Here is a 23,411-nt window from a genome sequence, read left to right as displayed (position 1 = left end):
GGTACTGCGCGGGACGGGAACCTGCGACGACAATGGCGCTTGGGATGCCTTAACCACAACACGCCCAGAAGCCGTGATCCGGCTGCCGGGCGTGCGAAGTGGGAGGTCTGCCGGTTTAGTAAAAGTGAACCGGATCCACCAAGTGGGGGAGTTCGCCGCCGTCCAGGAAGGTGCGGAGGTTGCTGCAGAAGCGTTCGGCAATCAGGCGGTTCTCGGCTGTGCTGAGGGCAGAGGTATGAGGTGACACCAGGACCTTGGGGTGATTCCACAACGGGCTGTCCTGGGGCAATGGCTCAACGGCAAAGACGTCAAGGCATGCGAAGGAGACTTGCCCGTTGTCGAGAGCCTCAAGCAGGGCCTCCTCATCCACCACGGTGCCGCGGCCCACATTGACGAACACGGTTCCCGGTTTCATGGCCGAGAAGACGGCAGCGTTGAACAGCTTCTCGGTGTAGGGCGTTCCGGGAAGTGTGTTGACCACGGCGTCGGCATTGGCCAAAAGACCGGCCAGGCCGTCGTTGTCCGTCACTTCGTCGATGCCTTCGATGGCCTCGACATTGCGCTTGGTGCCGCTGACTTTCATCCCCAAAGCTCGGGCGATCCTTGCGGTTTCCATACCGATTTCACCCAGGCCGGTGATGACCAGCGTGGAGCCATTGACCAGCTTGGTGGGCGTCCGCAGTTCCGGCCAGAACTTGTCGGCCTGATCCTGTGCCATCTCCGCGCTGCGCTTGAAGCCGTTGAGGATGCCGAAGGCGGAGAACTCTGCCAAAGGCAGGGCATGAACTCCGGCAGATGTTGTGACGCGGAACTTCTGAAGGGTCTCAGTGTCCAATCCGGAAGCCTTGACTGCTCCTCCTGCGCCGGCTGCCATGGCGTGGATCCACTGCAGGTGCGGGTTGCTGCCGGCAATCCGCGCGAGTCCGGCAGGGCTTTCGTTGGGAAAGCCGTACAGTACCTGCGCGCGGTTCAGCATGGCCCAGTAGCGTTCCTCCTGTTCGGGCGTCCGTTTGAAATGGGGGTCGCCGGCGTGATCGGCGGGGAAGCGCTCGGGGGGCAGCAGCTCGGGATCGTAGAGAACTGTTACGGAGGGGTCTACTGCGCGAATCAGCTCTACGTGCTCTGCTTCGAGCGGTACAGCGATGGCGATGGTAAGTTCATCAGTCGTCATAGTGTTCATCATACTGAATGGCGGCTAGGATATTGAACAGATTTCGAGGAATTACGTCGCCGCCTATGAACACAACGAAGTGAGGAATCCACCATGACCAGCAAACGAGTCGGTTTCGTCGGCTTGGGCCTCATGGGTGCGCCCATGGCTGCCAACATCGCCAAGGCAGGGTGGGGCGTCACCGCCTGGAACCGCTCCGATGCCGCTTTCGACGGCTTGGCAGGCGTCAGCCGCGCAGCTGCGGTCGCCGACCTCCGCGATGAAGATGCCATCATCTTCATGCTCCCGGACCTGCCATTCATCGAAGCAGCCTCCGCCGCCCTGCTCGAATCCTGGCGGAGCGTGCCACCTACGCCAGGTACCGCCGTCGTCATCATGAGCAGCGTCTCCCCAACCGCGGTCCAGCGGTTTGGCGAAACAGTCCGGCAAGCAAGCAGCGGCAATGCCGTGGTGGTGGACGCCCCGGTCAGCGGCGGTACCACCGGCGCTCAGAACGGAACGCTGGCCATTATGGTCGGCACCACCGAATCGCGCTTTGAAGCGCTTAGGCCGCTCTTCGAGACCATGGGGACCACCGTCCGGCGTATGGGGCCCCTTGGGGCGGGCTCACTGGCCAAGGCCTGCAACCAATTGATCGTAGGAACCACGACGGCGGCACTTGCCGAAGCGGCCGAACTCGCCGAACGCTCCGGAATGGACGTGGAAGCCCTTTTTGAGGTCCTCTCAGGCGGGCTGGCCGGAAGCCGGGTGCTGGACAATGTCGGCCCACGCTTGGCCGCCAAGGACTATGCCCCCACAGGGCCGGCCAAGTTCATGCACAAGGATCTCGGCTTCGTCCTCGACAGCGCTGAAGCGGTGGGCTCAGCTGCGCCTCTCGCTACGGCCGCGATGGAGCTCTACGCCGAACTCAAGCGCCAAGGACTCGGTGACCAGGACCTCGCCGTCGTCCGACAAACCATCGCCAACCTGAGCCTGACACCAGCCGCGACGTCGAACAGCAACTGAGCCGGCGCAACCGAAGAAGGAATGAAAAACAAACTATGAGTGGACTTTTCGATCTGACCGGGCGCGTTGCCCTGGTCACTGGTTCAAGCCGGGGGATCGGCAACGCCCTTGCCCGGGGCCTCGCCGACGCCGGAGCAACGGTGGTGCTCAACGGCATCAACGCCGAACGGCTAGACGCCGCCCGGAAGGCCATGGCCGCGGACTACTCCGAGGACCGGGTTCACAGCCTTGCGTTCGATGTCACGGACGCCACGGCCGCCGCTGATGGAGTGGCATGGATTGAGCAGAACGTCGGGCCGCTGGACATCCTGGTGAACAACGCCGGGATCCAACACCGCGTTCCCATGCTGGACCTCGACGTCAAGGACTGGGATCGGGTGATCACCACGGACCTCACCAGCGCTTTCCTGGTGGGCAGGGAAGCGGCTAGGCACATGATCCCCCGGAAACAAGGCAAGATCATCAACATCTGCTCGGTCCAAACCGACCTCGCCCGCCCCACCATCGCGCCGTACGTCGCTGCCAAGGGTGGTCTCCGCAACCTGACGCGTGCCATGACAGCCGAATGGGCTGCGTCCGGCTTGCAGATCAACGGGATCGCTCCGGGCTACATCCACACGGAAATGACGCAGAACCTGGTGGATGACCAAGACTTCAACTCCTGGATCCTTGGCCGCACTCCGGCCAACCGTTGGGGGACTGTTGCCGATCTGGCCGGCCCCACTGTGTGGCTCGCATCCCAAGCGTCCAACTTCGTCAACGGACAAACGATCTTCGTCGACGGCGGAATGACGGTGGTGGTCTGATGAGCATCACCCTTCCCACCTCCGGTCCCGCTGTTGTTGCCCATGGCAAGGGCGATCTTCGTATCGAAGACATCCCGCTGGCCACCCCTGCCGAGGACGAGTCGATCGTGGAGATCGCCTATGGCGGCATCTGCGGTTCGGACCTCCACTACTGGCTGCACGGTGCCGCGGGGGAGTCCATCCTCAAAGAGCCCTTGGTCCTGGGGCACGAGATCGTCGGTGTAGTTGTCCAGCAAGCAGCCGACGGTACTGGGCCGGCGGCAGGAACGCCCGTGGCCGTCCACCCGGCAACGCCTGCGCCCGGCGATGTCAGATACCCCGAGGACCGGCCCAACCTTTCCCCAGGCTGCACCTACCTGGGAAGTGCCGCGCGGTATCCGCACACGGATGGGGCCTTCAGCCGCTACGCAAACCTGCCCTCCAGGATGCTCCGGCCGCTGCCGGAAAACCTGGACCTGCGCACTGCCGCATTGGTGGAGCCTGCCAGTGTCGCCTGGCACGCCGTGGCCCGCGCGGGGAACGTCCAAGGGAAAACGGCCCTTGTCATCGGCAGCGGCCCGATCGGCGCCTTGACCGTCGCCGTCCTGAAGCGCGCTGGCGCGGCCAGGATTGTCGCCGTCGATATGCATGACAAGCCTCTGGAGATCGCCCAAGCGGTCGGAGCGGATATGGTCCTCAAGGGTGACGAAGCCGAGGCCATCGCAGCGGTGGACGCCGATGTCGTCATTGAATCCTCAGGCAGCCACTACGGCCTGGCCTCGGCCATCAAGGGAGCTACCCGCGGCGGCAAAGTAGTGATGGTGGGCCTCCTGCCGTCCGGGCCCCAGCCGGTATTCATCTCCCTGGCCATCACCCGCGAGCTGGAGCTGCTGGGTTCCTTCCGCTTCAACGACGAGATCGATGAGGTCATTGCGGCGCTTGCCGATGGTTCGCTGTTTGTCGATCCCGTGGTGACGCACGAATTTGACCTCGCCCATGGTTTGGAAGCTTTCGAAGTGGCGAAGAACTCTGCGGAATCCGGCAAGGTGTTGCTGAACTTCCAGCCGTAACGTGGGTGCCCTAGTTCCTTGAGACCGGAACGAAGACGCGGGGCTGGTCGTCCCAGCTGGGGGCCAGCTCCGCGATGGTCTGACGCATGATCTTGGCGGCGGCGTCGCGCGCTAGGGGACCGTCACCGGCGTCGATGGCATGGGCTACGTCCATGTGCCACTGCAGCGCCTGCTTTTGGGGGTGCTCGGGCATGAGGCCGTGGACTGTTCGACCGGTCAGGGTCTCGGTGACCTGGCCAATGAGGTTGGCAAACATTTCGTTGCCCGAACCGGAGAGTACCAAGGCATGGAAGCGGATATCGAGATCGAGGAACGTTGCCATGTCCCCGGCGTCGCCGGCCTCCTTCATGGCCAGCGAAATTCCCACCAGCTCCTGCCGAAGGCTCTCCGGGGCGTTGCCCGCGGCAAGCTCAGCCGCAACGGGCTCGACGGCGGAACGCAGCTCGGCGAGCGACCGCAGTTGGGCGCCGCGCCCCTCGCCGGCAAGCCGCCAACGGATCACCAAAGGGTCGAAGGGATTCCAACGGTGTGCCGGAAGCACCCGGATGCCCACGCGCTTGATGGTCTCCACCAGCCCCAGCGACTGGAGCACCCGCACAGCTTCACGGACCACCGAGCGCGAGACATTGAGTTCGTCTTCCAGATGCTCAGCCAGCATGACGTGGCCGGTAGGAAGGTCGCCACCGACAATCCGGGTTCCCAGATGCTCGACGGCGCGGTGGTGGAGGCTGGTTGACATAGAGGTAAGCATAGTGGCGCGGAGACCTCGCGCGTCCAGCAACCGGCGTCGCAGTGCCCTCGGGCGCCAACGGCGTCACGGCGGCATCATAGACTGTTTATGACGCGGAACCGTTCCACAACGTGGGCTCCGCTTTCCCGCCCCAGACTTAAATACGTATGGTTTATTACAGCCCCTGGTTTTTGAATCCGCTTCCTGCGTGCCCGCAGGACTGTTTGTACACGAACGAATTGGAGTTTTGATGTCAGCACACATCGGTGTCACCGGCCTTGCGGTGATGGGCGCCAACCTGGCCCGCAACCTCGCACGCAACGGCTTCACCGTGGCTCTCCACAACCGCTCCGTGGAAAAGACCGACGCCTTGCTGGAAAAGCACGGCACGGACGGCGACTTCATCCGTACGGAAACGCTGCAGGAGCTCGTGGACTCCCTTGAAAAGCCCCGCCGCGTCCTTATTATGGTCAAGGCCGGCGCTCCCGTTGACAACGTCATCGAGCAGCTCGAACCACTGCTCGAGGCCGGCGACATCATCATCGACGCCGGTAACTCCCACTACGAGGACACCCGCCGTCGTGAAGCTGCACTGGCCAAGAAGGACCTGCACTTTGTAGGTGTCGGTGTTTCCGGAGGCGAAGAAGGCGCACTGAACGGCCCCTCCATCATGCCCGGCGGTTCCCGCGAGTCCTACGACGCCCTCGGCCCGCTGCTGGAGAAAATCTCCGCCAAGGTCGGCGGCGAGCCTTGCTGCGCTTGGATCGGTACCGACGGCGCCGGCCACTTCGTCAAGATGGTCCACAACGGCATCGAGTACGCCGACATGCAGGTCATCGGCGAAGCTTTCGACCTCCTCCGCTCCGGTGCGGGCATTGAGCCGGCCGAGCAGTCCAAGATCTTCGCTGAGTGGAACAAGGGCGACCTTTCCTCCTTCCTGATCGAAATCTCGGCCGAGGTTCTGGGCCATGTTGACGCCAAGACGGGCAAGCCGTTCGTTGACGTCGTCGTTGATGCCGCTGGCCAGAAGGGCACCGGCCGCTGGACGGTCATCTCCGCCCTGGAACTCGGCTCACCGGTCTCCGGCATCGCCGAGTCCGTGTTCGCCCGCGCACTGTCCTCCCAGACCGAGCAGCGCAAGCTTGGCCAGGAGCTCCTGGCAGGTGAAGAAGCTTCCGTGGAAATCCCGGAGACCTTCGTCGAGGATGTCCGCCAGGCCCTGTATGCCTCCAAGCTTGTCTCCTACGCCCAGGGCTTGGACATGCTGACCTCCGCTGCCAAGGAATACGGCTGGGACCTCAAGCTGGACGAAATCGCGTCCCTGTGGCGTGCAGGCTGCATCATCCGTGCAGAACTGCTCAAGGACATCACCAAGGCCTACGCTGCCGAAGAGAAGCCCGCCAACCTGCTGTTCGCACCGGCCTTCACCAAGGCCATCGCAGAGGCACTCCCGGCTTGGCGTCGCGTAGTTGCCACGGCTGTGCAGCTGGGTATCCCTGTACCGGTGTTCTCCTCCTCGCTGGCGTACTACGACGGCCTGCGCCGCAAGCGCGTTGCCGCCGCCCTGATCCAGGGCCAGCGCGACCTCTTCGGTGCACACACCTACGGCCGCGTAGACACCGAAGGAACGTTCCACACCCTCTGGGGCGAAGACAAGTCCGAGATCTCGGCAGTCGACACCCACTAGCACCCCCGTGCCCAAGGCCGGTTCCTCCCCGTTACGCTGGGAGGAGCCGGCCTTTGCCGTACCGGGTGCCGGTGCGGTGGCCGCCAGCGAAGGATTGATGCCATGCCAGCCCACGTCGCACTGGTCACCGGCGCCTCCACGGGAATCGGGTTCGAAACGGCCATCGCCTTGAGGGCCGCCGGATACGCCGTCTACGCAGGGGCACGCCGCGTTGACAAGATGGAGCCCCTGAAGCGGCATGGCATCACGGTCATGTTGTTGGACGTTACGTCGGAGGAATCCATGGTGTCCGCCGTGGCTCTGGTGGAGGCGGCTCACGGGCGGATCGATGTCCTGGTGAACAATGCCGGCTACGGTTCCTACGGCTCCCTCGAAGAGGTTCCCATGGCCGAGGGCAGGCGCCAATTCGAGGTTAATGTGATGGGCCTGGCCAGGATGACCCAGCTGGTGATTCCCGGGATGCGCAGCAGGAGCTCGGGCCGGATCATCAACGTCTCATCCATAGGCGGGAAGATCTACGAGCCGCTGGGCGCTTGGTACCACGGCACAAAGTTCGCCGTCGAGGGCATGAGCGACTCCCTGCGCCTGGAGCTGAGGCCCCACGGCATCGACGTGGTGGTCATTGAACCGTCGGGAACGGACTCCGAATGGGGAACCATCGCCGGTGGGAACCTGCTGGCCAACTCGGGTGACGGGCCTTATAAAGAGCATGCACACATTGTGGCTGCTGCACTGGCATCCACCTCGGGACCGGGCCATGTGCTCTCAACGCCGGCGCGGGTTGTGGCCAACACCATTGTTCGGGCTGCGAAAGCAAGACGCCCCAGGACCCGCTACCCGGTGGGCAGGGGAGCCTGGAGCGTCCTGGCAATGCGCAGAATTCTTCCGGACAGGATTTTCGACGCCGTCTTCTTGAATCTCTACAAGAGGCTGGCCGGCTAGATCCGGTACTCGATGTAGTACTCCGCCGGATCCACTGCCGGTTTTCTCTCCGACTTCGCGTCACGGTGCCGCCACGTGGCGGGAATTCCCGTGATGATCGACTCCGGTGGCGCATCCTTGACCACCACGGCGTTGGCGCCGATTGCACTGTCCGCGCCGATGGTGATGGGCCCCAGGACTTTTGCACCTGCGCCGATCGTGACGCGGTCACCGATGGTCGGGTGGCGCTTGACCTTGGCCAAGGAGCGGCCGCCGAGCGTCACGCCGTGGTAGATCATGACGTCCTCGCCGATCTCGGAGGTTTCTCCGATCACCACTCCCATGCCGTGGTCGATGAAGAACCGGCGGCCGATGGTGGCGCCCGGATGGATTTCAATGCCGGTGAGGAACCTGGCCAGCTGCGAGATCAGGCGTGCAGGGAAGCGAAGTGCCGGATTCTGCCACAGCCGATGCGTCAGCCGGTGCGCCCAAATTGCGTGCAGGCCGGAATAGGCGAAAAAGTTCTCAAAAGAGCCTCGAGCCGCCGGGTCATGTGACCGGGCGGCGTCGAGGTCTTCCTTAAGCCTTGCGAAGAAGCTCACAAAGACCTTTCTACAGGAAATGAAGGTGTGCGTGCCTGGTGTTAGCCGCGGATGTCGTCGAACAGCACGGTGGAAATGTAGCGCTCTCCAAAGTCGCAGACGACGGCGACGATCAGCTTGCCGGCGTTCTCAGGACGCTTGGCGAGCTCCAGGGCGCCCCAGACGATGGCGCCGGAGGAAATGCCACCCAAAATGCCTTCGCGGGCACCGAGGTCGCGGGCAACGCGGACGGAATCCTCCAGGGTGGCGTCCAGGACTTCGTCATAGACGTTGGTGTCCAGGATTTCGGGAACAAAGTTGGCGCCGATGCCCTGGATCTTGTGCGGGCCGGGAGCGCCACCGTTGAGGATGGCAGAGTCCTTTGGCTCGACGGCCACGATCTGGACACCCGGTTTGCGTTCCTTGAGGACCTGGCCCACGCCGGTGATGGTTCCACCGGTGCCCACGCCGGCAACGAAGATGTCCACTTCGCCGTCGGTGTCTTCCCAGACTTCCTCGGCCGTGGTGGTGCGGTGGATGGCCGGGTTGGCCTCATTGGCGAACTGCTGGGCCCAAATGGAGTTCTCCGTGTTGGCCACGATTTCCTGGGCCTTCTCCACGGCGCCGCGCATGCCTTCGGATCCAGGGGTCAGGACGATTTCGGCGCCGTAGGCACGCAGCATGACCCGGCGCTCGGTGGACATGGTTTCAGGCATGGTCAGGATGACTTTGTAACCGCGTGCTGCGCCAACGAGTGCCAGGGCGATACCGGTGTTTCCGGAAGTGCCCTCGACGATGGTTCCGCCTGGCTTCAAGGCGCCGGACTTTTCAGCTGCGTCAATGATGGCCACACCGATGCGGTCCTTGACGCTGTTGGCCGGGTTGTAGAACTCAAGCTTGACTGCAACCGTGGCGTCGAGGCCTTCGGTAAGCCGGTTCAGGCGAACCAGTGGAGTGCGGCCGACCAGCTGCGTGACGTCGTCGTAGATCCTTGCCATGAAAATTTACGCCTATCTCTGAAGAGGGAATGCTGAGGTCAGCCTAACGAGCCGGATCGAAACCCTGCTAAGCAGTAAGCCATGCAGAGTAATATTTCCGGGCCTTCGCCAGCTTGGGATTAATGATCACCTGGCAGTACCCCTGATAGGGGAACTTGGCATAGTAATTCTGGTGGACTTCTTCGGCTTCGTGGAACTCGGGAAGGCGGCTTACTTCGGTCACAATCGGATCGGACCATAGGGCTTGGGCTCGCTCGATCGCTTCTTCGAACAGCACTTTTTCCTCCGTTGTGGAGTAAAACATCGATGAGCGGTACTGGGTTCCGACGTCGTAGCCCTGCCGATTCAGCGTGGTGGGATCGTGAAGGGCGAAGAACATATCCAGGATCACCTCTTCGGGGACCACGGATTCATCGAACGTTACGGCCACCACCTCCGCGTGCCCGGTGGTTCCAGAGCAGACCTCGTAATAATCGGGATTACGGACATGGCCGCCGGTGTAACCCGACACAACTGAGCTAACGCCGCGGGTCTTCTGGTAAACGGCATCCAGGCACCAGAAGCAGCCGCCGCCAAGTACGAAAGTTTTCATGTTCTCTTCAATGGATCGGAGGGGCTGATGATTCCCGGTTCACCTTACGGGAGAATTACGGCACCTGGCAGGTGTCGCGGGGACGGAAAACTGCCTGATCCAGCGCAGTAGGGAAGAATATGGGTATGGAAGCTGTAAACACTGGCATTTCTGATGCGGATTCCGTCGAAGATGACGAAACAGAAGACGACCAAACAGTTGAAGCCAGCGGTGATCCCACGCTCGGTCAGGTGTTGCTGGCTGTCGAGGAGCTCTGGCCGGAGTCGCTGGCCGAGGATTGGGACGAAGTAGGCCTTGTGGTCGGCCGTCCCACGGTCCCAGTCACCAAGGTACTTTTCGCCGTGGACCCCACGTTGGCAGTGATCGATGAGGCCATCGAGTGGGGCGCCGAACTCCTTATTACCCATCACCCCCTGTTGCTCAAAGGGGTGAACTCCGTTGCCGCAACGTCGGCCAAGGGCCTCGCGGTCCACCGATTGATTGAAGCGGGCACTGGCCTGTTGACTGTGCACACCAATGGCGATTCGGCCGTTGGGGGAGTGTCGGACGTCCTGGCCGATGCGTTCGGGCTGGAGAATGTCACGCCCCTCACCGTGGCGGCCAACGGCTTGCCGGAGGAAGGGATCGGAAGGGTGGGCGATCTACGGGAACTCATGACTCTGGGTGATTTCGCTGCCCGTGTCTTTGAGATGCTGCCCGCAGTTGCCGGGGGAGTCCGCGTCGCTGGGGATAAGGATGGCCTGGTACGGCGAGTCGCTGTCTGCGGCGGCGCCGGCGACTCCCTGTTCGACGCCGTGCGGGCCAGCCATGCGGATGTGTATGTGACAGCAGACATGCGTCACCACCCGGCGTCGGAAGCGCGTGAAGGCGCCACCAACGGACGGCCCTACTTGATCGACGTATCGCACTTTGCCAGCGAGTGGCTGTGGCTGCCTGCCGCTGCCGAAGCACTGGGCAACGTGCTCGCAGACCAGGGCTACGACGTCGAGATCCGCGTTAGCAGCACCAACAGTGATCCATGGGACTTCATACTGACTCCCGGCGGGGACTAGAGTCTAGAAAGATATGGGCGGCCCGAACAGATACAGGCCGTCCGGCCGGACCTGATCTCCAGGAACGGCGGCGACAAGCGGAGGTAAGCGTGGCGAAAGCAGCACCGGCAGAACAATTGAAATTGCTTGAACTGCAGGGACTGGATGCCAGGCTCAAGTCGCTGGCCGGCCGTCGGAAGGTACTTGAAACGGACCCCCGCATCACGGACCTGACGGATGCCCTCAGCGTGGCCAATGGTGAACTGGGCGCGGCAAAGGTTGCCGTGCACGACGCCGAGGCCGAACTGCGCCGCGCGGAAGCCGACGTGGAACAGGTTGCTTCACGCATCGAACGCGACGAAACCCGGCTGAACAGCGGCACCGGATTGTCCAAGGACCTGGTGGCGCTGCAGAGTGACATCGCCTCACTCAACAAGCGGCGTTCCGACCTCGAGGATGTCGAGCTGGAAATCCTGGAGCGCTTGGATACCCTCCGGGAACGTCAGGCGGCGCAGCAGGCGATCGTCGACGATATCCAGGGATCTTTCGGCAGTATCCGTGCCGAACTGGACGAAGCAATCGCAGAGATTGCCGCCGAAGAGACGGTGGTGCGTGGCCAAAGGGCCGCCTTCGCGGACACCTTGGAAGGGGGACTGCTGGCGGTTTACGAGAAGACGATAGCCAAGAGGGGTGTCGGCGCCGCCAGGTTGTTCCATGGCAAATCCGAAGGTTCCGGCATGATGCTCAGCCCCGGCGACCTCGCCGAGGTCAAAGCGGCAGCCGAGGACGAGATCGTTTTCTGCCCGGACTCTGGAGTCATCCTGGTCCGCTCGGCTGAATGGAACTGAGCCGGCTGAATGGAACTGAGCCGGGACCAATCCGGCTGGCCCGGACCTACTTCGGCAGGATGATGTTCAGCGCGTGCGGCTTGCGGGCCGTGCCCTCGACGAGTTCCGTCGTCCAGACTTCACTGGCTGCCTTCGCCAGCTGAGCTGGAGTAGCCGGTGCCTTGCCACGCCGCGTCAGCAGGTGCCGCGCCAGTTCACCCCGGGTGTGCTTGGCGAAGTGGCTGACCACCGTGCGCTTGCCGTTCGACTCGCTGAACACGTTGACGTTTACCGTCTGCGTCGCCGGGGGAGCCCAAGCAGCAGCGTAGGTGCTGGAGCGGCAGTCCACCAACAGTTCGCCCTCGGCCCGTTGGGTGAGGGCAGCGTTGAGCTGCGGCTTCCAGTAGGAGGCGAGGCGTCCGACGTCGGGCAGTGCAGTTCCCATGGACAGCCGGTAGGCGGGCACATGGTCGCCGAAGCCGATGGCGCCCCACAGGGCGGACACCACCAGGATGGATTCGGTCGCCTTGCGGCGTTGCGCGGGGGTCATGCTGTTGTAGCCCAGGGCGTCATACAGGACCCCTGAGTAGACCTGGTGCGCGGGAGCCGCCGGTTCGGCGTGCAGCCGGGTATTACGTTCGACGTCGTCCCGCAACGAGGCGCCGACGCCCAGCAACGCCAGGGCGTCCTCGTGCGCGCTCACCGTTCCTAAAGCTTCGAGGACCTTCGCCCTGGCGGGGTTCAGCTCCGGAAAGCTCAGCGACTCCCATTCGATGGCGGGACCATTGGAAGCGGGGGTCTTGCCTTCTGAGGGCGGCAGGAGAATCAGCACCAGTCGATATTACCGGGGTCTTTGGGCTGTCCCAACGCCGGTAGACTTGACGACGGATGGGTCGACCAGGCGGTCGCGCGCCACGAAAGTGGCTCGAGGAACGTCCGGGCTCCGCAGAGCAGGGTGGTGGGTAACGCCCACTCGGGGTAACCCGCAGGCCAGTGCCACAGAGAACAGACCGCCTGCACCAGTGACGCTTGCGTCACCGGGCGCAGGTAAGGGTGAAACGGTGGTGTAAGAGACCACCAGCTCCCTGGGTGACCGGGGAGGCTAGGTAAACCCCACCCGGAGCAAGGCCAGACAGGACACGCTTGAGGGCTGCTCGCCCGAGTGTCCGGGTAGGCTGCTGGAGGGCGTCGGCAACGGCGTTCGTAGATGGATGGCCGCCACTCCCTTGCCGGTAACGGCAGGGGATGACAGAACCCGGCGTATCGGTCGACCCATCCATTTATGACCGCCGGGTTTGCTGGCGTGTGAGTGATTTCACGCCCCTGGGATGCCTATGCCCCTTCCTTCCGCCCTAGAATGGTTAGTGAACGTAGATGTTCTGCCGCCGGGACTGCGTTCGCAGCCGGCGGATTTTTCTTTGCTCTCGTTCAAGGCGCTGTGGGTGGACCGAAGCCCGCCGGCGCATGTGCCGCAGGATTACTCCGGGCGGCCGCTGCCATCTGCATACGAGGACGTATGTGGTTGACCCAAGGAAGGTAGTTCTGTGAGCCAGACGTCAGATTCTTGTCTTGATAAGTGGATGGGCCGGGAGGCTCTCGCCGAGGCCATGATTCCGGTGATCGGCCGGTTGTACCGGGAAAACAACGTGGTCACCAGCATCCACGGCCGCAGCCTGATCAACAAGTCCACCATGAACATCCTCAAGGCACACCGCTTTGCGCGCCGAATGAGCAACCATGAGCTCCTGCTCGAAGAAACCGCACCCCTGCTGAACGCCTTGTCCGAGCTGGAACTCGGCGCTGCAGCCATTGATATTGCACGCTTGACGGAGAAGTTCCGGGCCGAAGGCAATGGAGCCTCGCTGGACGAATACCTGCGTGCCGAGCTCGCCGAGATCGTCGGAAAGCGTGGCGCTGACGACCGCACCAGCACCGACGTCGTGCTGTACGGCTTTGGCCGTATCGGCCGCCTCCTGGCCCGCATCCTGATTGAAAAGGCCGGCGGCGGTCACGGTTTGCGCCTCCGTGCCATTGTGGTTCGCAAGGGTGCTGACAACGACCTCGTCAAGCGCGCCAGCCTGCTGCGCAGGGACTCCGTGCACGGATCCTTCGAAGGCACCATCCGGGTGGACGAGGAAGCCAACACCATCACCGCCAACGGCGTGCAGGTCCAGGTCATCTACTCGGACAACCCCGCCACCGTGGACTACACGGCCTACGGCATCAAGGATGCCTTGGTAGTGGACAACACCGGCCGCTGGCGCGATGCCGATGGCCTCGCCCAGCACCTGCAAAGCAAGGGTGTTGCCCGCGTCCTGCTCACAGCACCGGGCAAGGGCGAACTCAAGAACATCGTTCACGGCATCAACCACCGCGACATCTCGGACGACGACAAGATCGTTACCGCGGCATCCTGCACCACCAACGCCATCACGCCGGTGCTGAAGGCCATCAACGACAAGTTCGGCATCATCCACGGCCACGTGGAAACGGTTCACTCGTTCACCAACGACCAGAACCTGATCGACAACTTCCACAAGGGCGACCGCCGTGGCCGTTCCGCTGCGCTGAACATGGTCATCACGGAAACGGGTGCTGCCAAGGCTGTTGCCAAGGCCCTCCCCGATCTCCAGGGCAAGCTGACGGGTAACGCCATCCGCGTTCCTACCCCTGATGTCTCCATGGCAATCCTGAACCTCAACCTGGAGAGGGGGACCACGCGTGACGAAGTCAACGACTTCCTCCGCGAAATGTCGTTGCACTCCGATCTCCGCAAGCAGATCGACTACATCGACTCGCCGGATGTCGTTTCCACCGACTTCGTAGGCTCGCGCCGCGCAGGCATCGTAGATGGCCTCGCGACCATCTCCAACGACAAGAACCTCGTGCTCTACGTCTGGTACGACAACGAGTTCGGCTACTCCTGCCAGGTTGTCCGCGTCATGGAGGAAATGGCAGGCGTCAATCCGCCGTCGTTCCCTGCGCGCGACGTCGTGGCACCCATCGCAGTCCTTGAGACTGCCGGCGCCTAGCCGCTCGAAGTATTCGTGGGTTTCCCGGCTGAGTTACTGGTATCAGCCGGGAAACCTGACCAAAATGGGTCCATGGAAAACGAATCAACGTTGGAACATGAGACCACGCTGGAACACGCTCTGGACGTAGCCAAAGCCAACCACAAACAAGCGCAGAAACTCCTGGACCAGGCCATCGCAGCCAACGCTGCCGGCGACGTCCCCGACCAGCGCGTCGAACAACTGCGTGGGCTCCTCGCCCTGGCAACCGAGGACCTGCAACGAGTGATGCGGGAGCAGTAAACCCGAGCATTCACCCATGACCGCAGTGTGACTTTTCCTACACACTGTGGATACCGGCTCTGACTGTCAGAGCCTTGCCATACGCTCAAAGGACACTGCCTGCACCACCGGATGGAGTCCCTTGAGCATCACTTGGTCTGCCTATAAACGTGCCCGGCGAAGGTCGCGCCAAGCATGGGCCATTCTCGGCCTCGCGGCCGCCACTGTCGTGGCGGGGCTGTCATGGTTCTTCACCACCGGACAATTCAATGCTGCTGAGCCATGGGTATCGGGCCCCAGTGAAGCCCCCGTCTACAATCCCGCGTGGATGAAGCCCATCAGCGGAGCAGCCCCCGTTGCCGCCGAGAAGGCAAGCGAGGCCCTGGAGCACCTCCCGGTCAAGGGCAGGGCTCCGAAAACCGACTACGACCGGGCGGCGTTTGGCCAGGCATGGGCGGACGCTGATCGCAATGGTTGCGATACCAGGAACGACATCCTGCGCAGGGACCTCTCAGCGGTCGAGTTCACCCAGGGCTCATCCTGCAAAGTGGCCGCAGGAGAATTCCACGAACCGTACACCGGGGCGCACCTGGCGTTTCTACGGGGACAAGACACCAGTGCCGCCGTTCAAATCGACCACGTAGTGGCCCTCGCTGACGCTTGGCAGAAGGGTGCACAGCAGCTCAGCGCGCAGCAAAGGCAGACCCTTGCGAACGATCCTTTGAATCTGATCGCTGTTGATGGTCCTGCGAACGTCAAGAAGGGCGCAGGTGACGCCGCAACGTGGCTGCCGTCGAACAAGAACTTCCGGTGCCACTACGTAGCCCGGCAGATTTCGGTAAAGGCAGCCTACAAACTCTGGATCACCCAAGCGGAGAAGGACGCCATGAAGGGCGTCTTATCCGCCTGCCCGGAACAGCAGACGATCTACAACGCGAGGTGACCGTGGCCCAATTGCCAAGTGCCGCCGTCGTCGATTCTTTCCAGAACCACGCGCTGAAGTGAGGTATCACGCGGGAGTTTGTTCAGATCCTGAAGCCCTCGTTGGCGGAACGTGAAGTACACGGCATCGGTGGGCGCATCGGTGCAACGATCCAAGGTGAAGCGTTTGGCGAAGGAAGCGATGTTGCTGTCCGGAAGGCGCGACACCAAATACGGATCGAGCATCCAGGAGTCGCACGTAGCCACCGCAACCGGCTTGTCCGGAAAGTAGCGTGGGAAGAAGGTGCGTGCCTCTGCGAAGCTGGCATCGACCAGGGCAGGGGAGAGACCGCCGTCCTCCGGAATGTGCACGCCCAGCACCCACTCTTCGGCGGTGTGGGTAGCCTGTCCGGCCTCTTGGGGAGCGCGGACCAGGTGGAACTGCAGCCTGCCGAGTCGGAACAGGTTTCCGGCCATGTGCAGAGTGAGCCAACTCCAGGTATCCAGCCCAAAGCGCCCGTGGACGCGTCGGTTAATGCGGAGCTGCAGCCCCACATCGGCCAGTGAAGCCGCTGACACTGCCGGACTGATCCCGAGTTCCACATGGTAGGCGTGGGCGGACGGGGCAAACCGCAGGAGTGCCTCGATCCATTCCGTCTCGCTGGCGCCGTCTGCGGGTAGGCTTTCGGACGAACAGGACCCAAGCCTCTCCCGCATGGCCGTCATTGCCCGCAGCACGGGCTCACTTGGCGGAGTGTCCAGCAGGGCGGCGCATTCCAGTGCGTCCTCATCGGTGATATCCAGAAGTTCGAAAAGCGCCCTGTGGGCATGAGTGGCCATGGGCTAGTGTCCGAAGGGATCGGGATCGACACCGGGCATCCAGGTCAGTCCAGGTACGCCCCAGCCGTTCCTTTTGGCCTGTTTGAGGGCCTTTTTGGCGTACTTGTCCACCAGTCGGTTGACGTAGAGCTTGCCATCCAAATGGTCGAATTCATGTTGCAGGATTCGGGCGAACCAGCCGGTCGCTTCAAAATCAACGGGGTTGCCGTTGCCATCGAAGCCTTGGACCCGCGTCCACTCAGCTCGTTGCAAAGGGTAGTACTCTCCGGGGAAGGACAGGCAGCCTTCAACATCCTCGTCGGGATCCGGAAGGGCTCCCGAGACCTTGGAAAGGGTGAGCACGGGGTTGACCACCACGCCCTGTTCCGGAACGTCGTCGTCATTGGCGTACTTGTAGATAAAGATCCGCTTGCCCACGCCGATCTGCGGGGCTGCGAGGCCCACTCCGTTCGCGGCGTCATTCGTCTCGAACATATCAGCGATCAAGGTGCGGAGTTCGTCGTCGAAGACATCGACTTCGCTTGCCCGGCGGTGCAAAACAGGTTCGCCCCAAATGGTGACTGGCAGGACGGTCATGTCAGTTCTTCCTTTTGTTGATCGCAACGGTCCGGTGCGGCCTTGACCGCTACCCGGGTTAAAAGCAAAGGCCGCACCGGATAACCGGTGCGGCCTTTGTGGAAACCGGCTCTGGAGCCAATCTCGGTGGGGTGAGCTACGGGGGTTGAACCCGCGACCTCCTGGACCACAACCAGGCGCTCTGCCAACTGAGCTAAGCCCACCATGTGCCTTTTTTGGCTAGTCCGTTTGACCGGCTTTCCTCGAAGGCAACGACAAATAGCTTACCTGCTGTTTTGGGGTGCAAAGTCCACTTTTGCCGGTTTTGGCAAAAAAACCTTCAAAAATGGCGCAGATCACACCGTTTCGCTGGATCCCAAGGTCTCGGCGGTAGCGATGATGTCCTTGGAGATGCGCTGGGCAGTGGCCGTATCCGGCCCGGGAGCGGCCACGAAAACGGCTTCCCGGTAATAGCGGAGCTCATCGATGGAGTCTTTGATGTCACCCAACGCCCGGTGACCGCCGTGCTTTGCCGGTGACTGGAAGTAAGCGCGGGGGAACCAGCGCCGTGAGAGCTCCTTGATGGTGCTCACATCAATGACGCGGTAGTGGAGGTGCTCCACGATGTTTGGCATGTCCCTGGCCAGGAACATGCGGTCCGTTCCCACTGAATTGCCGCCCAGGGGAGCCTTGCGAGGATCCGGAACCCATTTCTCGATGTACTCAAGGACTTGGGCCTCAGCCTCGGCCATGGTTTTGCCGAGAGGGAGTTCGTCAAGGAGCTTGGAGCGTGTATGCATGTCGCGCACGAAGTCGTTCATTTGTTCCAGTGCGGCATCGTCCGGCTTGATGACGACGTCGACGCCGTCACCCAGGATGTTGAGTTCGGAATCCGTGACCAGCGCTGCCACCTCGATGAGGGCATCGTTCTTCAGGTCCAAGCCGGTCATTTCGCAATCGATCCAGACGATGCGTTCATTAGTAATAGGCACGCGCCTAGCCTATCCTTCAGGCGCTTCCAAGTGCTCCGATGGTACGATTTTTGAGCGCGGCAGTGTCGTTTCCACCTGCCGTGGAAAGCCCCCATGACTCAGAATTTCTGACCCGAACAGAGCGGGCGAACGATTGGACAACGACCACATGACGGTGCCAGCACCCGCCGCCCAGATGGCAGGGGTGGCGGCGCCGTCGCCGGATTCTGCTGCCAGCGAGGTGGATAACGCGCGCTCGCCGTTGATCGCCGGATTCATCGGTTCGATGTTCCTGATGTTTGGTTCGCTTGGCGTGGGATGGCTTGCCCCGGCCTCGGAGTTGCGGCGGCTCCCGCTGTTCATTTGGATGCGCACCGAAGGTGTTGGCGTCGCGCTGTCCATTGTCCTGCTGGCCATTGGTGGAATGCTCTTGGTCCGGGCCTGGCTCCGTCTCGGACAGAGGGTCAGGGTGTGGGGGCCGGAGGCCCGGAAGGCTACGTTGCAGGCCGTGGCGGCCTGGGGACTGCCCATGATGTTCTCGGTTCCCCTCTTCAGCAGGGACGTCTACGCATATATCGGCCAGGGCCGGTTGATGGTTGAGGGCATTAACCCTTACGAAAACGGAATATCGGCCCTGCCCAACTATTTCCAATTGGGTGCGGACAAGCAGTGGACCGAAGCCCCAGTGCCCTACGGGCAACTGTTCCTGTGGATTGAACAGTTTGTGGTGTGGGTGACCAACGTCCAGCCGGAAGCAAGCGTTATGCTTTTCCGTCTTGTCGCGGCGGTGGGTGTGGTTTTGTGCATCGTGTACGTGCCGAAGCTGGCCGAACTCCACGGTGTGAACCCACACAGGGCACTCTGGCTCACTGCCGCCAACCCGCTCTTCCTGACCAACTTCATCGCCAGCGTCCACAACGATGCTTTGATGATTGGCTTGGCGCTGGCGGGCCTTTACTACTGCGCAACCCGTCGGGTCATCCTCGGCATCATATTGGTCACCCTTTCCATCTCGGTCAAGCCCATCACCGTGGTCTTCCTGCCTTTCATCGGTCTTCTGTGGGCGGGCAAGGGTGCTTCGTGGCCCCGCAGGTTTGTTTTTTGGTTCTTCACGGCTGCGTTGAGCCTGGGACTCCTCTATGCCTTGAGCTTGGTTAACGGGTTCGGTTTTGGGTGGATCAAGGGCCTGTCAGCGCCCGGAAGTGTTGCTATCTGGTACGCGCCTGTTGGCTTGATCGGCTTGGCTGTCGCATCAATCTCCAACGTTCTGGGGCTTGACGGTGGGGTCATCGCGAAGTGGGTCTATGACGCGGGTAAAGTCCTGATGGTGGCTGCTCTCGCCTGGCTGATTTTCCGGGGTGACTACGACCGTCTGATGCGGCGCCTTACGCTGGCATTCGCTGCCATTGTCTTGCTGGCACCGATGATTCAGTCCTGGTATGTCGTGTGGTTGATTCCGTTGTTTGCCGTGACCGGAATCCGCAACGACTGGCAGGTCAAGGCACTTTACTTTGTGGTCTCGTTCTTCATGGTTTACGCCATCTCGGACCAACTGGACGTGTTCCCGTATCTGCAAAGTGAAGATCTGGGCCTGGCCCTGCTGCTGGCCCGCATCGCAGCGGCAGTCATCGCGATCTTCTTCGCGGTCTATTTGATCTTCATTGACCCCAAAACGAAGAGCCTGTTCCGCAACCGCGACGAACCAGGGTTGCGGCCCATCATCTGAGCGCCGGCAACCGGTTCACTTGGGCAGGATCAACCGCAAAGCCTCCCGCAGGGACAATGGGCTCAAGGCATCCGCGTTGTCTGCAGCGTAAGCCCGGACCCATTCCGGGTCCGTTTTGCCGTACTCCCGAAGGGCCCAGCCAATGGCCTTGCGGATGAAAAATTCCTTGTCCGGCAGGTTCGGTTGAATAACCGCTGCCAGCAAGGCGGGGTCGGTCTTGGTCTTGGCTCCCAACTGTGCAGTGATGGACGCCCTGCGAACCCACATATCGTGGTCGGTGGACCACTGGAGCAGCAGGGGAGCCATATTGTCGTGATGGGCAAGCAGCAGAGCGCAGATCCTGTGTGATACCCCGTCCACGAGGTCCCACCACGCACCCGTGCGGATGATCTCCTCATAGACGGGCAGCATGTCCAAGTCTGTCTTGACCATCCGCAGGCCCGTGAGGTCAATGGCTGCGTACCGCTCCTCGCGGGCCTCCGCCTGGCGCCATAGGGAGAGAACGGCCTGTCTCAGACCCGCCGGTGAAGAAACCGGGAATTCTTTTGCAGCCGCTTTCACAATTCTGCGTACCTCGGGAACCCGGATGCCCCAGGAGGGCATATCGGACTTCATGTAGGCCTGGGCCCCGCGCGCACGCTCAGCGTTCCCTTCGGAGCGAAGCGTGGCACGGATGGATTGGACGAGATCCTCGGTAGTCACGTCTTAACCCTAGGGCTGGGCCATGACGGACGCGTGTAGGCTGCCTCCACCTGGCTGTCCTCGCGCCTGCCAAAGGGCCGCCGTAGAGTAGGAGTGCCGGCAAAGCGATGCCCCGGTGCCAGACCCAACTCCCATTGCATGCCCCGCTACGGAGGAATTCCGATGTCAATGCTGAAATCGCCGGATCAAATTGCGATAATGCGGGAGGCTGGCCGGGTAGTTGCCAATGCCCTGGCAGCCGTGAGGCAACACGCTGCCGTGGGCGTCACGCTCAAGGAACTCGACGACGTGGCGGCCGCGGTGATGTCCGACGCCGGAGCCAAGCCCGCCTTCCTCGACTACCATCCTCGATGGGCCGCCGTGCCTTTTCCCGGTGTGATCTGTGCCAGTGTCAATGATGCCGTGGTGCACGGAATTCCCAATGGGTACGTCCTGGAAGACGGCGACCTACTTAGCGTTGACTGCGGCGCCTTCATGGAAGGTTGGTGCGGGGACGCGGCAGTCAGCTTCATTGTAGGAACCCCGGACCCTGTAGACCAGGAACTGATCGACGCGACGGAGGCCGCACTCGGCCGGGGCATCGAGGCGGCCCGCACGGGCAACAAGATGGGCGACCTTGCCTACGCTATCGGCGGCGAGGCCAAGCGTGCCGGATACGGCCTCCTGGCCGATCATGGCGGGCATGGTATCGGCAGGACGATGCACGCAGAGCCCCCTGTCCCCAATATGGGGAGGCCGGGTCGAGGCATCAAACTCGAGGAAGGGCTGGTCATCGCCATCGAGCCAATGTTGATCCTTGGCGGCAAGGACGATTACTACCACGATGAGGACGAGTGGACCCTGCGGTCTGCGAACGGACGCAGGGCTGCCCATAGCGAACACACGGTAGCCGTCACCGCCGAAGGCCCGATGATCCTGACCTTGCCCTAGGGGATGCTCCAGCCTTTTCAAGGCGTACAACCGGCCTCCCCGGCACGGACTCGGACGCAGGCGAAAACCCGGCAGCGGTAAAAAGCGAAAGTGTGCCGTGGTACAAATCCGCGGCCGTTGCCTTAGCCCTGACTTCTGTGTCGACCGGGTAAGCCTCAATGACCTGCGCGCCGTTGTCGAAAGCATGGTCCACCGCCGCAGCAAGCAAAGCGGCAGACACACCTCTGCGCCTCTGGCTTGGGGCGACCACGAAGCAACTCACGGCCCAAAGGTTGACGCTATCCTCGGGCCTGGGATATTCGGCCCTCAGGACTTGGGATCTCTTGAGCCGGGGATAATTGACCCGTGGTTCTACCGCACACCAACCAATTGGATGGCCGTCCCGGAATGCGAGAACTCCTGGTGCCGGACCAGTTGTGAAGGCTGTCTTCAGTAGCTGTTTACGATCATCCGGAGATGTGGAGGACCAGTCTTTGCCGGAAAGGGCGAACCACCGGCACCAGCACCGGGAGGGCTCGCCCTTGGTTCCGAACAATTCTTCAACAGCTGCCCAAGAGGCGGGAGCAGTCTCAACACTCGACGTTGCATCGTGGTGTGCCATGAACCCAGAATAGGCTCATCCCCGGGGTTGGTTTTGAAGCTGGTGGCGGCCCGGCTGGCGGTTCAAGCGCCGGCACCCACGAGTTCACCCGTGGTGGTGTCGACCATGAGGGTACCGGTGCCGTCCTCTTCCAGCCCGGTCGTCACGGTTTCGTGTTCCGGGGGAACCTGTTCGTCTTCGTCATCCGACTCCCACCCCGGGCTGTCCTCATGGGCGCTGACTGTCTCGACGGGTGGTGCGGACCCGGCTGGAGCTGATGTGCCGTTCATACGCGTGAAGTTAGCGGAGCCCCACATAAGATCGTGCCCAACGGACTCTGCGTCGATTTCCGCCACGTGGTAAACGCGGCCTTCATGCTCCCATTGCCGGAGGCGGAGTTTGCCAACGACGATGACCCGTTGCCCCTTCTTGACGCTGCACCCAACGTGCCCGGCCAGGTAGCGAAATGATTGCACTGTGTACCAGTTTGTGTTCCCATCCACCCAGGTATTGCTGGCGCGGTCGTAGCGGCGTTCGGTAGTGCCCAAACGGAATGAAGCGGTGGACGTGCCGCGCGTAGTTGTGGAGCTCTTGACCTCCGAGGCCACGAAGCCCCGGACGGTGATCATGTCGTTCATGGGTGGTCCTTCTCGGTGTAGGGAAGTGCCTGTCCGGCTCCTTCAGCTTCGTCCAACGAAGTCGGGGAAGGGAGCGATGAATCCGGCTATGTGGATAACGCAGCCCTACCGACTCGCTGTGGAGGAGCGGACACAGCCGGTGTGGGATGGCGGACCGCTGGCTGATCGCACTGTAAACTCTTTGTGGCGCCAGCGGCCTGCGATGGTGATGGCGCCAAGTGCGCCCCAGTAGCTCAGGGGATAGAGCAGCGGCCTTCTAATCCGCCGGTCGGGGGTTCGATTCCCTCCTGGGGCACAGTTAATCCCCCTTGGAACCGTCCAAGGGGGATGCGCCGTTAAGGCCTCAACTCAAGGAACCGCCTGAGGTTCTGGAGCACCAACCGCCAGGTCGCGGTGGATTGTTCAACTTCTTCCTCACTCGAATTGTTGCCCTGCGTGATAGTCACGGTGGTTCCTTCGGGGGCCGCCGCAAGGCTGTATTCGACGGTGTGGTAATTCTCCGGAGCGTCCGGTCGCCCGGAAGCCGGACTAAAGTGAGTTGTTTTCAGCACTACGGGGGGATCGAAAACAAGGATCGTGCCCCGGTCTTCATAAGACTTGCCGTTGAATTCGCCGGAGTAGGTGATGGGCTCGCCCACCTGCCAGGAGGTGGTGACGTTGGTACCCAGGAAGTACTGCTTGATGAGGGCCGGATCAGTCAGAGCCTCCCAGACATTTTCGGGCGGCACCGCGATGGTGCAGGAGACCACGGCGTCAGCGGCTCGTTGATTCATGTGATTGCTCCATCTCCCATGCGTCCCTGCGAAACTCCCGGTGGCAACGCTACGCCGGTCAGCGTCATGTGTGAATGGCACAAT

The 23,411-nt window shown here is 62.0% G+C and carries 25 protein-coding genes, 2 tRNA genes and 1 other RNA gene; 14 read left to right on the top strand and 14 right to left on the bottom strand.

The annotated features are described in order from the left end of the window. Nucleotides 1-115 precede the first annotated feature (115 nt). Nucleotides 116-1,183 carry a D-2-hydroxyacid dehydrogenase gene (locus tag ACR30Z_RS14380; protein WP_434373186.1) on the bottom strand — a complete coding sequence of 356 codons (1,068 nt, stop codon included), beginning with the start codon at nt 1,181-1,183 and terminating at the stop codon, nt 116-118. Between the two features lie 81 nt (nt 1,184-1,264). On the opposite strand from ACR30Z_RS14380, the gene ACR30Z_RS14375 reads away from it, so the two are divergent. The 3 genes from ACR30Z_RS14375 to ACR30Z_RS14365 are packed head-to-tail and all read left to right on the top strand — an operon-like array spanning nt 1,265 to nt 4,031. Beyond that, on the top strand, nt 1,265-2,176 hold the full coding sequence (locus ACR30Z_RS14375) for an NAD(P)-dependent oxidoreductase (RefSeq protein WP_434373185.1): 912 nt from the start codon (nt 1,265-1,267) through the stop codon (nt 2,174-2,176). 35 nt (nt 2,177-2,211) lie between these two features. Further along, nucleotides 2,212-2,982, top strand: coding sequence for an SDR family oxidoreductase (locus ACR30Z_RS14370; RefSeq protein ID WP_144651302.1), 771 nt, complete (start codon nt 2,212-2,214; stop codon nt 2,980-2,982). Continuing rightward, complete coding sequence (locus ACR30Z_RS14365) at nt 2,982-4,031, top strand: L-idonate 5-dehydrogenase (RefSeq protein WP_434373183.1); 1,050 nt, start codon at nt 2,982-2,984, stop codon at nt 4,029-4,031. The genes ACR30Z_RS14370 and ACR30Z_RS14365 overlap by 1 nt, the downstream gene beginning before the upstream one ends. Before the next feature lie 10 nt (nt 4,032-4,041). On the opposite strand, the gene ACR30Z_RS14360 is transcribed toward ACR30Z_RS14365, so the two are convergent. Then, a complete protein-coding gene (locus ACR30Z_RS14360; RefSeq protein ID WP_434373182.1) occupies nt 4,042-4,770 on the bottom strand; it encodes a FadR/GntR family transcriptional regulator in 729 nt (242 codons plus the stop codon). Nucleotides 4,771-5,011: 241 nt separating this feature from the next. On the opposite strand from ACR30Z_RS14360, the gene gndA reads away from it, so the two are divergent. Next, on the top strand, nt 5,012-6,448 hold the full coding sequence (gene gndA, locus ACR30Z_RS14355; RefSeq protein ID WP_434373181.1) for an NADP-dependent phosphogluconate dehydrogenase: 1,437 nt from the start codon (nt 5,012-5,014) through the stop codon (nt 6,446-6,448). Nucleotides 6,449-6,550: 102 nt separating this feature from the next. Then, nucleotides 6,551-7,390, top strand: a complete 840-nt coding sequence (locus ACR30Z_RS14350) for an oxidoreductase (RefSeq protein ID WP_434373179.1) — start codon at nt 6,551-6,553, stop codon at nt 7,388-7,390. Here the strand turns inward: ACR30Z_RS14350 and epsC are convergent. From epsC to msrA, 3 genes are all read right to left on the bottom strand, one after another. After that, a complete protein-coding gene (epsC, locus tag ACR30Z_RS14345) occupies nt 7,387-7,971 on the bottom strand; it encodes a serine O-acetyltransferase EpsC (protein WP_144651310.1) in 585 nt (194 codons plus the stop codon). The genes ACR30Z_RS14350 and epsC overlap by 4 nt on opposite strands. 41 nt (nt 7,972-8,012) lie before the next feature. Further along, the gene (gene cysK, locus ACR30Z_RS14340) at nt 8,013-8,948 is read right to left on the bottom strand and encodes a cysteine synthase A (RefSeq protein WP_144651312.1); all 936 of its coding nucleotides are present in this window, start codon (nt 8,946-8,948) and stop codon (nt 8,013-8,015) included. A 67-nt stretch (nt 8,949-9,015) separates the two neighbouring features. Further along, a complete protein-coding gene (gene msrA / locus ACR30Z_RS14335) occupies nt 9,016-9,540 on the bottom strand; it encodes a peptide-methionine (S)-S-oxide reductase MsrA (RefSeq protein WP_434373177.1) in 525 nt (174 codons plus the stop codon). A 125-nt stretch (nt 9,541-9,665) separates the two neighbouring features. Between msrA and ACR30Z_RS14330 the strand changes: the two genes are divergently transcribed. Together ACR30Z_RS14330 and ACR30Z_RS14325 are read left to right on the top strand one after the other, a co-directional pair. Next, entirely contained in the window at nt 9,666-10,592 is a 927-nt protein-coding gene (locus tag ACR30Z_RS14330) for a Nif3-like dinuclear metal center hexameric protein (RefSeq protein WP_434373176.1), read from the top strand. A gap of 89 nt (nt 10,593-10,681) precedes the next feature. After that, entirely contained in the window at nt 10,682-11,419 is a 738-nt protein-coding gene (locus ACR30Z_RS14325; RefSeq protein WP_144651318.1) for a zinc ribbon domain-containing protein, read from the top strand. 46 nt (nt 11,420-11,465) lie between these two features. Here the strand turns inward: ACR30Z_RS14325 and ACR30Z_RS14320 are convergent, their stop codons facing one another. Beyond that, nucleotides 11,466-12,230, bottom strand: coding sequence for a YaaA family protein (locus ACR30Z_RS14320; RefSeq protein WP_144651320.1), 765 nt, complete (start codon nt 12,228-12,230; stop codon nt 11,466-11,468). A gap of 57 nt (nt 12,231-12,287) precedes the next feature. Here ACR30Z_RS14320 and rnpB point away from each other — a divergent pair. From rnpB to ACR30Z_RS14300, 4 genes are all read left to right on the top strand, one after another. Then, nucleotides 12,288-12,677: RNase P RNA component class A (gene rnpB, locus ACR30Z_RS14315), an RNA gene on the top strand. A gap of 265 nt (nt 12,678-12,942) precedes the next feature. Next, nucleotides 12,943-14,430, top strand: a complete 1,488-nt coding sequence (locus ACR30Z_RS14310) for a glyceraldehyde-3-phosphate dehydrogenase (protein ID WP_434373175.1) — start codon at nt 12,943-12,945, stop codon at nt 14,428-14,430. A 72-nt stretch (nt 14,431-14,502) separates the two neighbouring features. Further along, nucleotides 14,503-14,712 (top strand): hypothetical protein, encoded by a 210-nt coding sequence (locus ACR30Z_RS14305; RefSeq protein ID WP_017200613.1) that lies wholly within the window; start codon nt 14,503-14,505, stop codon nt 14,710-14,712. A gap of 121 nt (nt 14,713-14,833) precedes the next feature. Continuing rightward, nucleotides 14,834-15,634 (top strand): HNH endonuclease family protein, encoded by an 801-nt coding sequence (locus ACR30Z_RS14300; protein WP_144651435.1) that lies wholly within the window; start codon nt 14,834-14,836, stop codon nt 15,632-15,634. Here ACR30Z_RS14300 and ACR30Z_RS14295 read toward each other — a convergent pair. From ACR30Z_RS14295 to orn, 4 genes are all read right to left on the bottom strand, one after another. Further along, entirely contained in the window at nt 15,619-16,452 is an 834-nt protein-coding gene (locus ACR30Z_RS14295; RefSeq protein WP_434373173.1) for an acyltransferase domain-containing protein, read from the bottom strand. The genes ACR30Z_RS14300 and ACR30Z_RS14295 overlap by 16 nt on opposite strands. 3 nt (nt 16,453-16,455) lie before the next feature. Then, entirely contained in the window at nt 16,456-17,028 is a 573-nt protein-coding gene (gene def, locus ACR30Z_RS14290) for a peptide deformylase (protein ID WP_434373172.1), read from the bottom strand. A gap of 127 nt (nt 17,029-17,155) precedes the next feature. Continuing rightward, a tRNA-His gene (locus ACR30Z_RS14285) sits at nt 17,156-17,231 on the bottom strand. A 132-nt stretch (nt 17,232-17,363) separates the two neighbouring features. Continuing rightward, nucleotides 17,364-17,999 carry an oligoribonuclease gene (gene orn / locus ACR30Z_RS14280; RefSeq protein ID WP_144651441.1) on the bottom strand — a complete coding sequence of 212 codons (636 nt, stop codon included), beginning with the start codon at nt 17,997-17,999 and terminating at the stop codon, nt 17,364-17,366. Between the two features lie 148 nt (nt 18,000-18,147). Between orn and mptB the strand changes: the two genes are divergently transcribed. Then, entirely contained in the window at nt 18,148-19,704 is a 1,557-nt protein-coding gene (gene mptB / locus ACR30Z_RS14275) for a polyprenol phosphomannose-dependent alpha 1,6 mannosyltransferase MptB (protein ID WP_208760009.1), read from the top strand. A 15-nt stretch (nt 19,705-19,719) separates the two neighbouring features. On the opposite strand, the gene ACR30Z_RS14270 is transcribed toward mptB, so the two are convergent. After that, on the bottom strand, nt 19,720-20,406 hold the full coding sequence (locus ACR30Z_RS14270; protein WP_434373171.1) for a DNA alkylation repair protein: 687 nt from the start codon (nt 20,404-20,406) through the stop codon (nt 19,720-19,722). A gap of 162 nt (nt 20,407-20,568) precedes the next feature. Here ACR30Z_RS14270 and map point away from each other — a divergent pair, with 162 nt between their 5' ends. Then, nucleotides 20,569-21,336 carry a type I methionyl aminopeptidase gene (gene map / locus ACR30Z_RS14265; RefSeq protein ID WP_144651445.1) on the top strand — a complete coding sequence of 256 codons (768 nt, stop codon included), beginning with the start codon at nt 20,569-20,571 and terminating at the stop codon, nt 21,334-21,336. Here the strand turns inward: map and ACR30Z_RS14260 are convergent. Further along, on the bottom strand, nt 21,299-21,937 hold the full coding sequence (locus tag ACR30Z_RS14260; protein WP_434373169.1) for a GNAT family N-acetyltransferase: 639 nt from the start codon (nt 21,935-21,937) through the stop codon (nt 21,299-21,301). The two genes, map and ACR30Z_RS14260, sit on opposite strands and share 38 nt — an antisense overlap. A 62-nt stretch (nt 21,938-21,999) precedes the next feature. Then, on the bottom strand, nt 22,000-22,554 hold the full coding sequence (locus tag ACR30Z_RS14255; protein WP_434373168.1) for a single-stranded DNA-binding protein: 555 nt from the start codon (nt 22,552-22,554) through the stop codon (nt 22,000-22,002). A gap of 222 nt (nt 22,555-22,776) precedes the next feature. On the opposite strand from ACR30Z_RS14255, the gene ACR30Z_RS14250 reads away from it, so the two are divergent. Then, nucleotides 22,777-22,849 (top strand) — tRNA-Arg (locus ACR30Z_RS14250). Nucleotides 22,850-22,889: 40 nt separating this feature from the next. Here ACR30Z_RS14250 and ACR30Z_RS14245 read toward each other — a convergent pair. Beyond that, nucleotides 22,890-23,327 carry an SRPBCC domain-containing protein gene (locus ACR30Z_RS14245; protein ID WP_144651451.1) on the bottom strand — a complete coding sequence of 146 codons (438 nt, stop codon included), beginning with the start codon at nt 23,325-23,327 and terminating at the stop codon, nt 22,890-22,892. Nucleotides 23,328-23,411: the final 84 nt, after the last annotated feature.

The sequence above is a fragment of the Paenarthrobacter sp. FR1 genome, from assembly GCF_051106045.1.
GTDB lineage: Bacteria > Actinomycetota > Actinomycetes > Actinomycetales > Micrococcaceae > Arthrobacter > Arthrobacter nitroguajacolicus_A.
The sequence above is the reverse complement of the archived record's forward strand: the minus strand, read 5'-3'. Positions and strand labels throughout refer to the sequence as shown.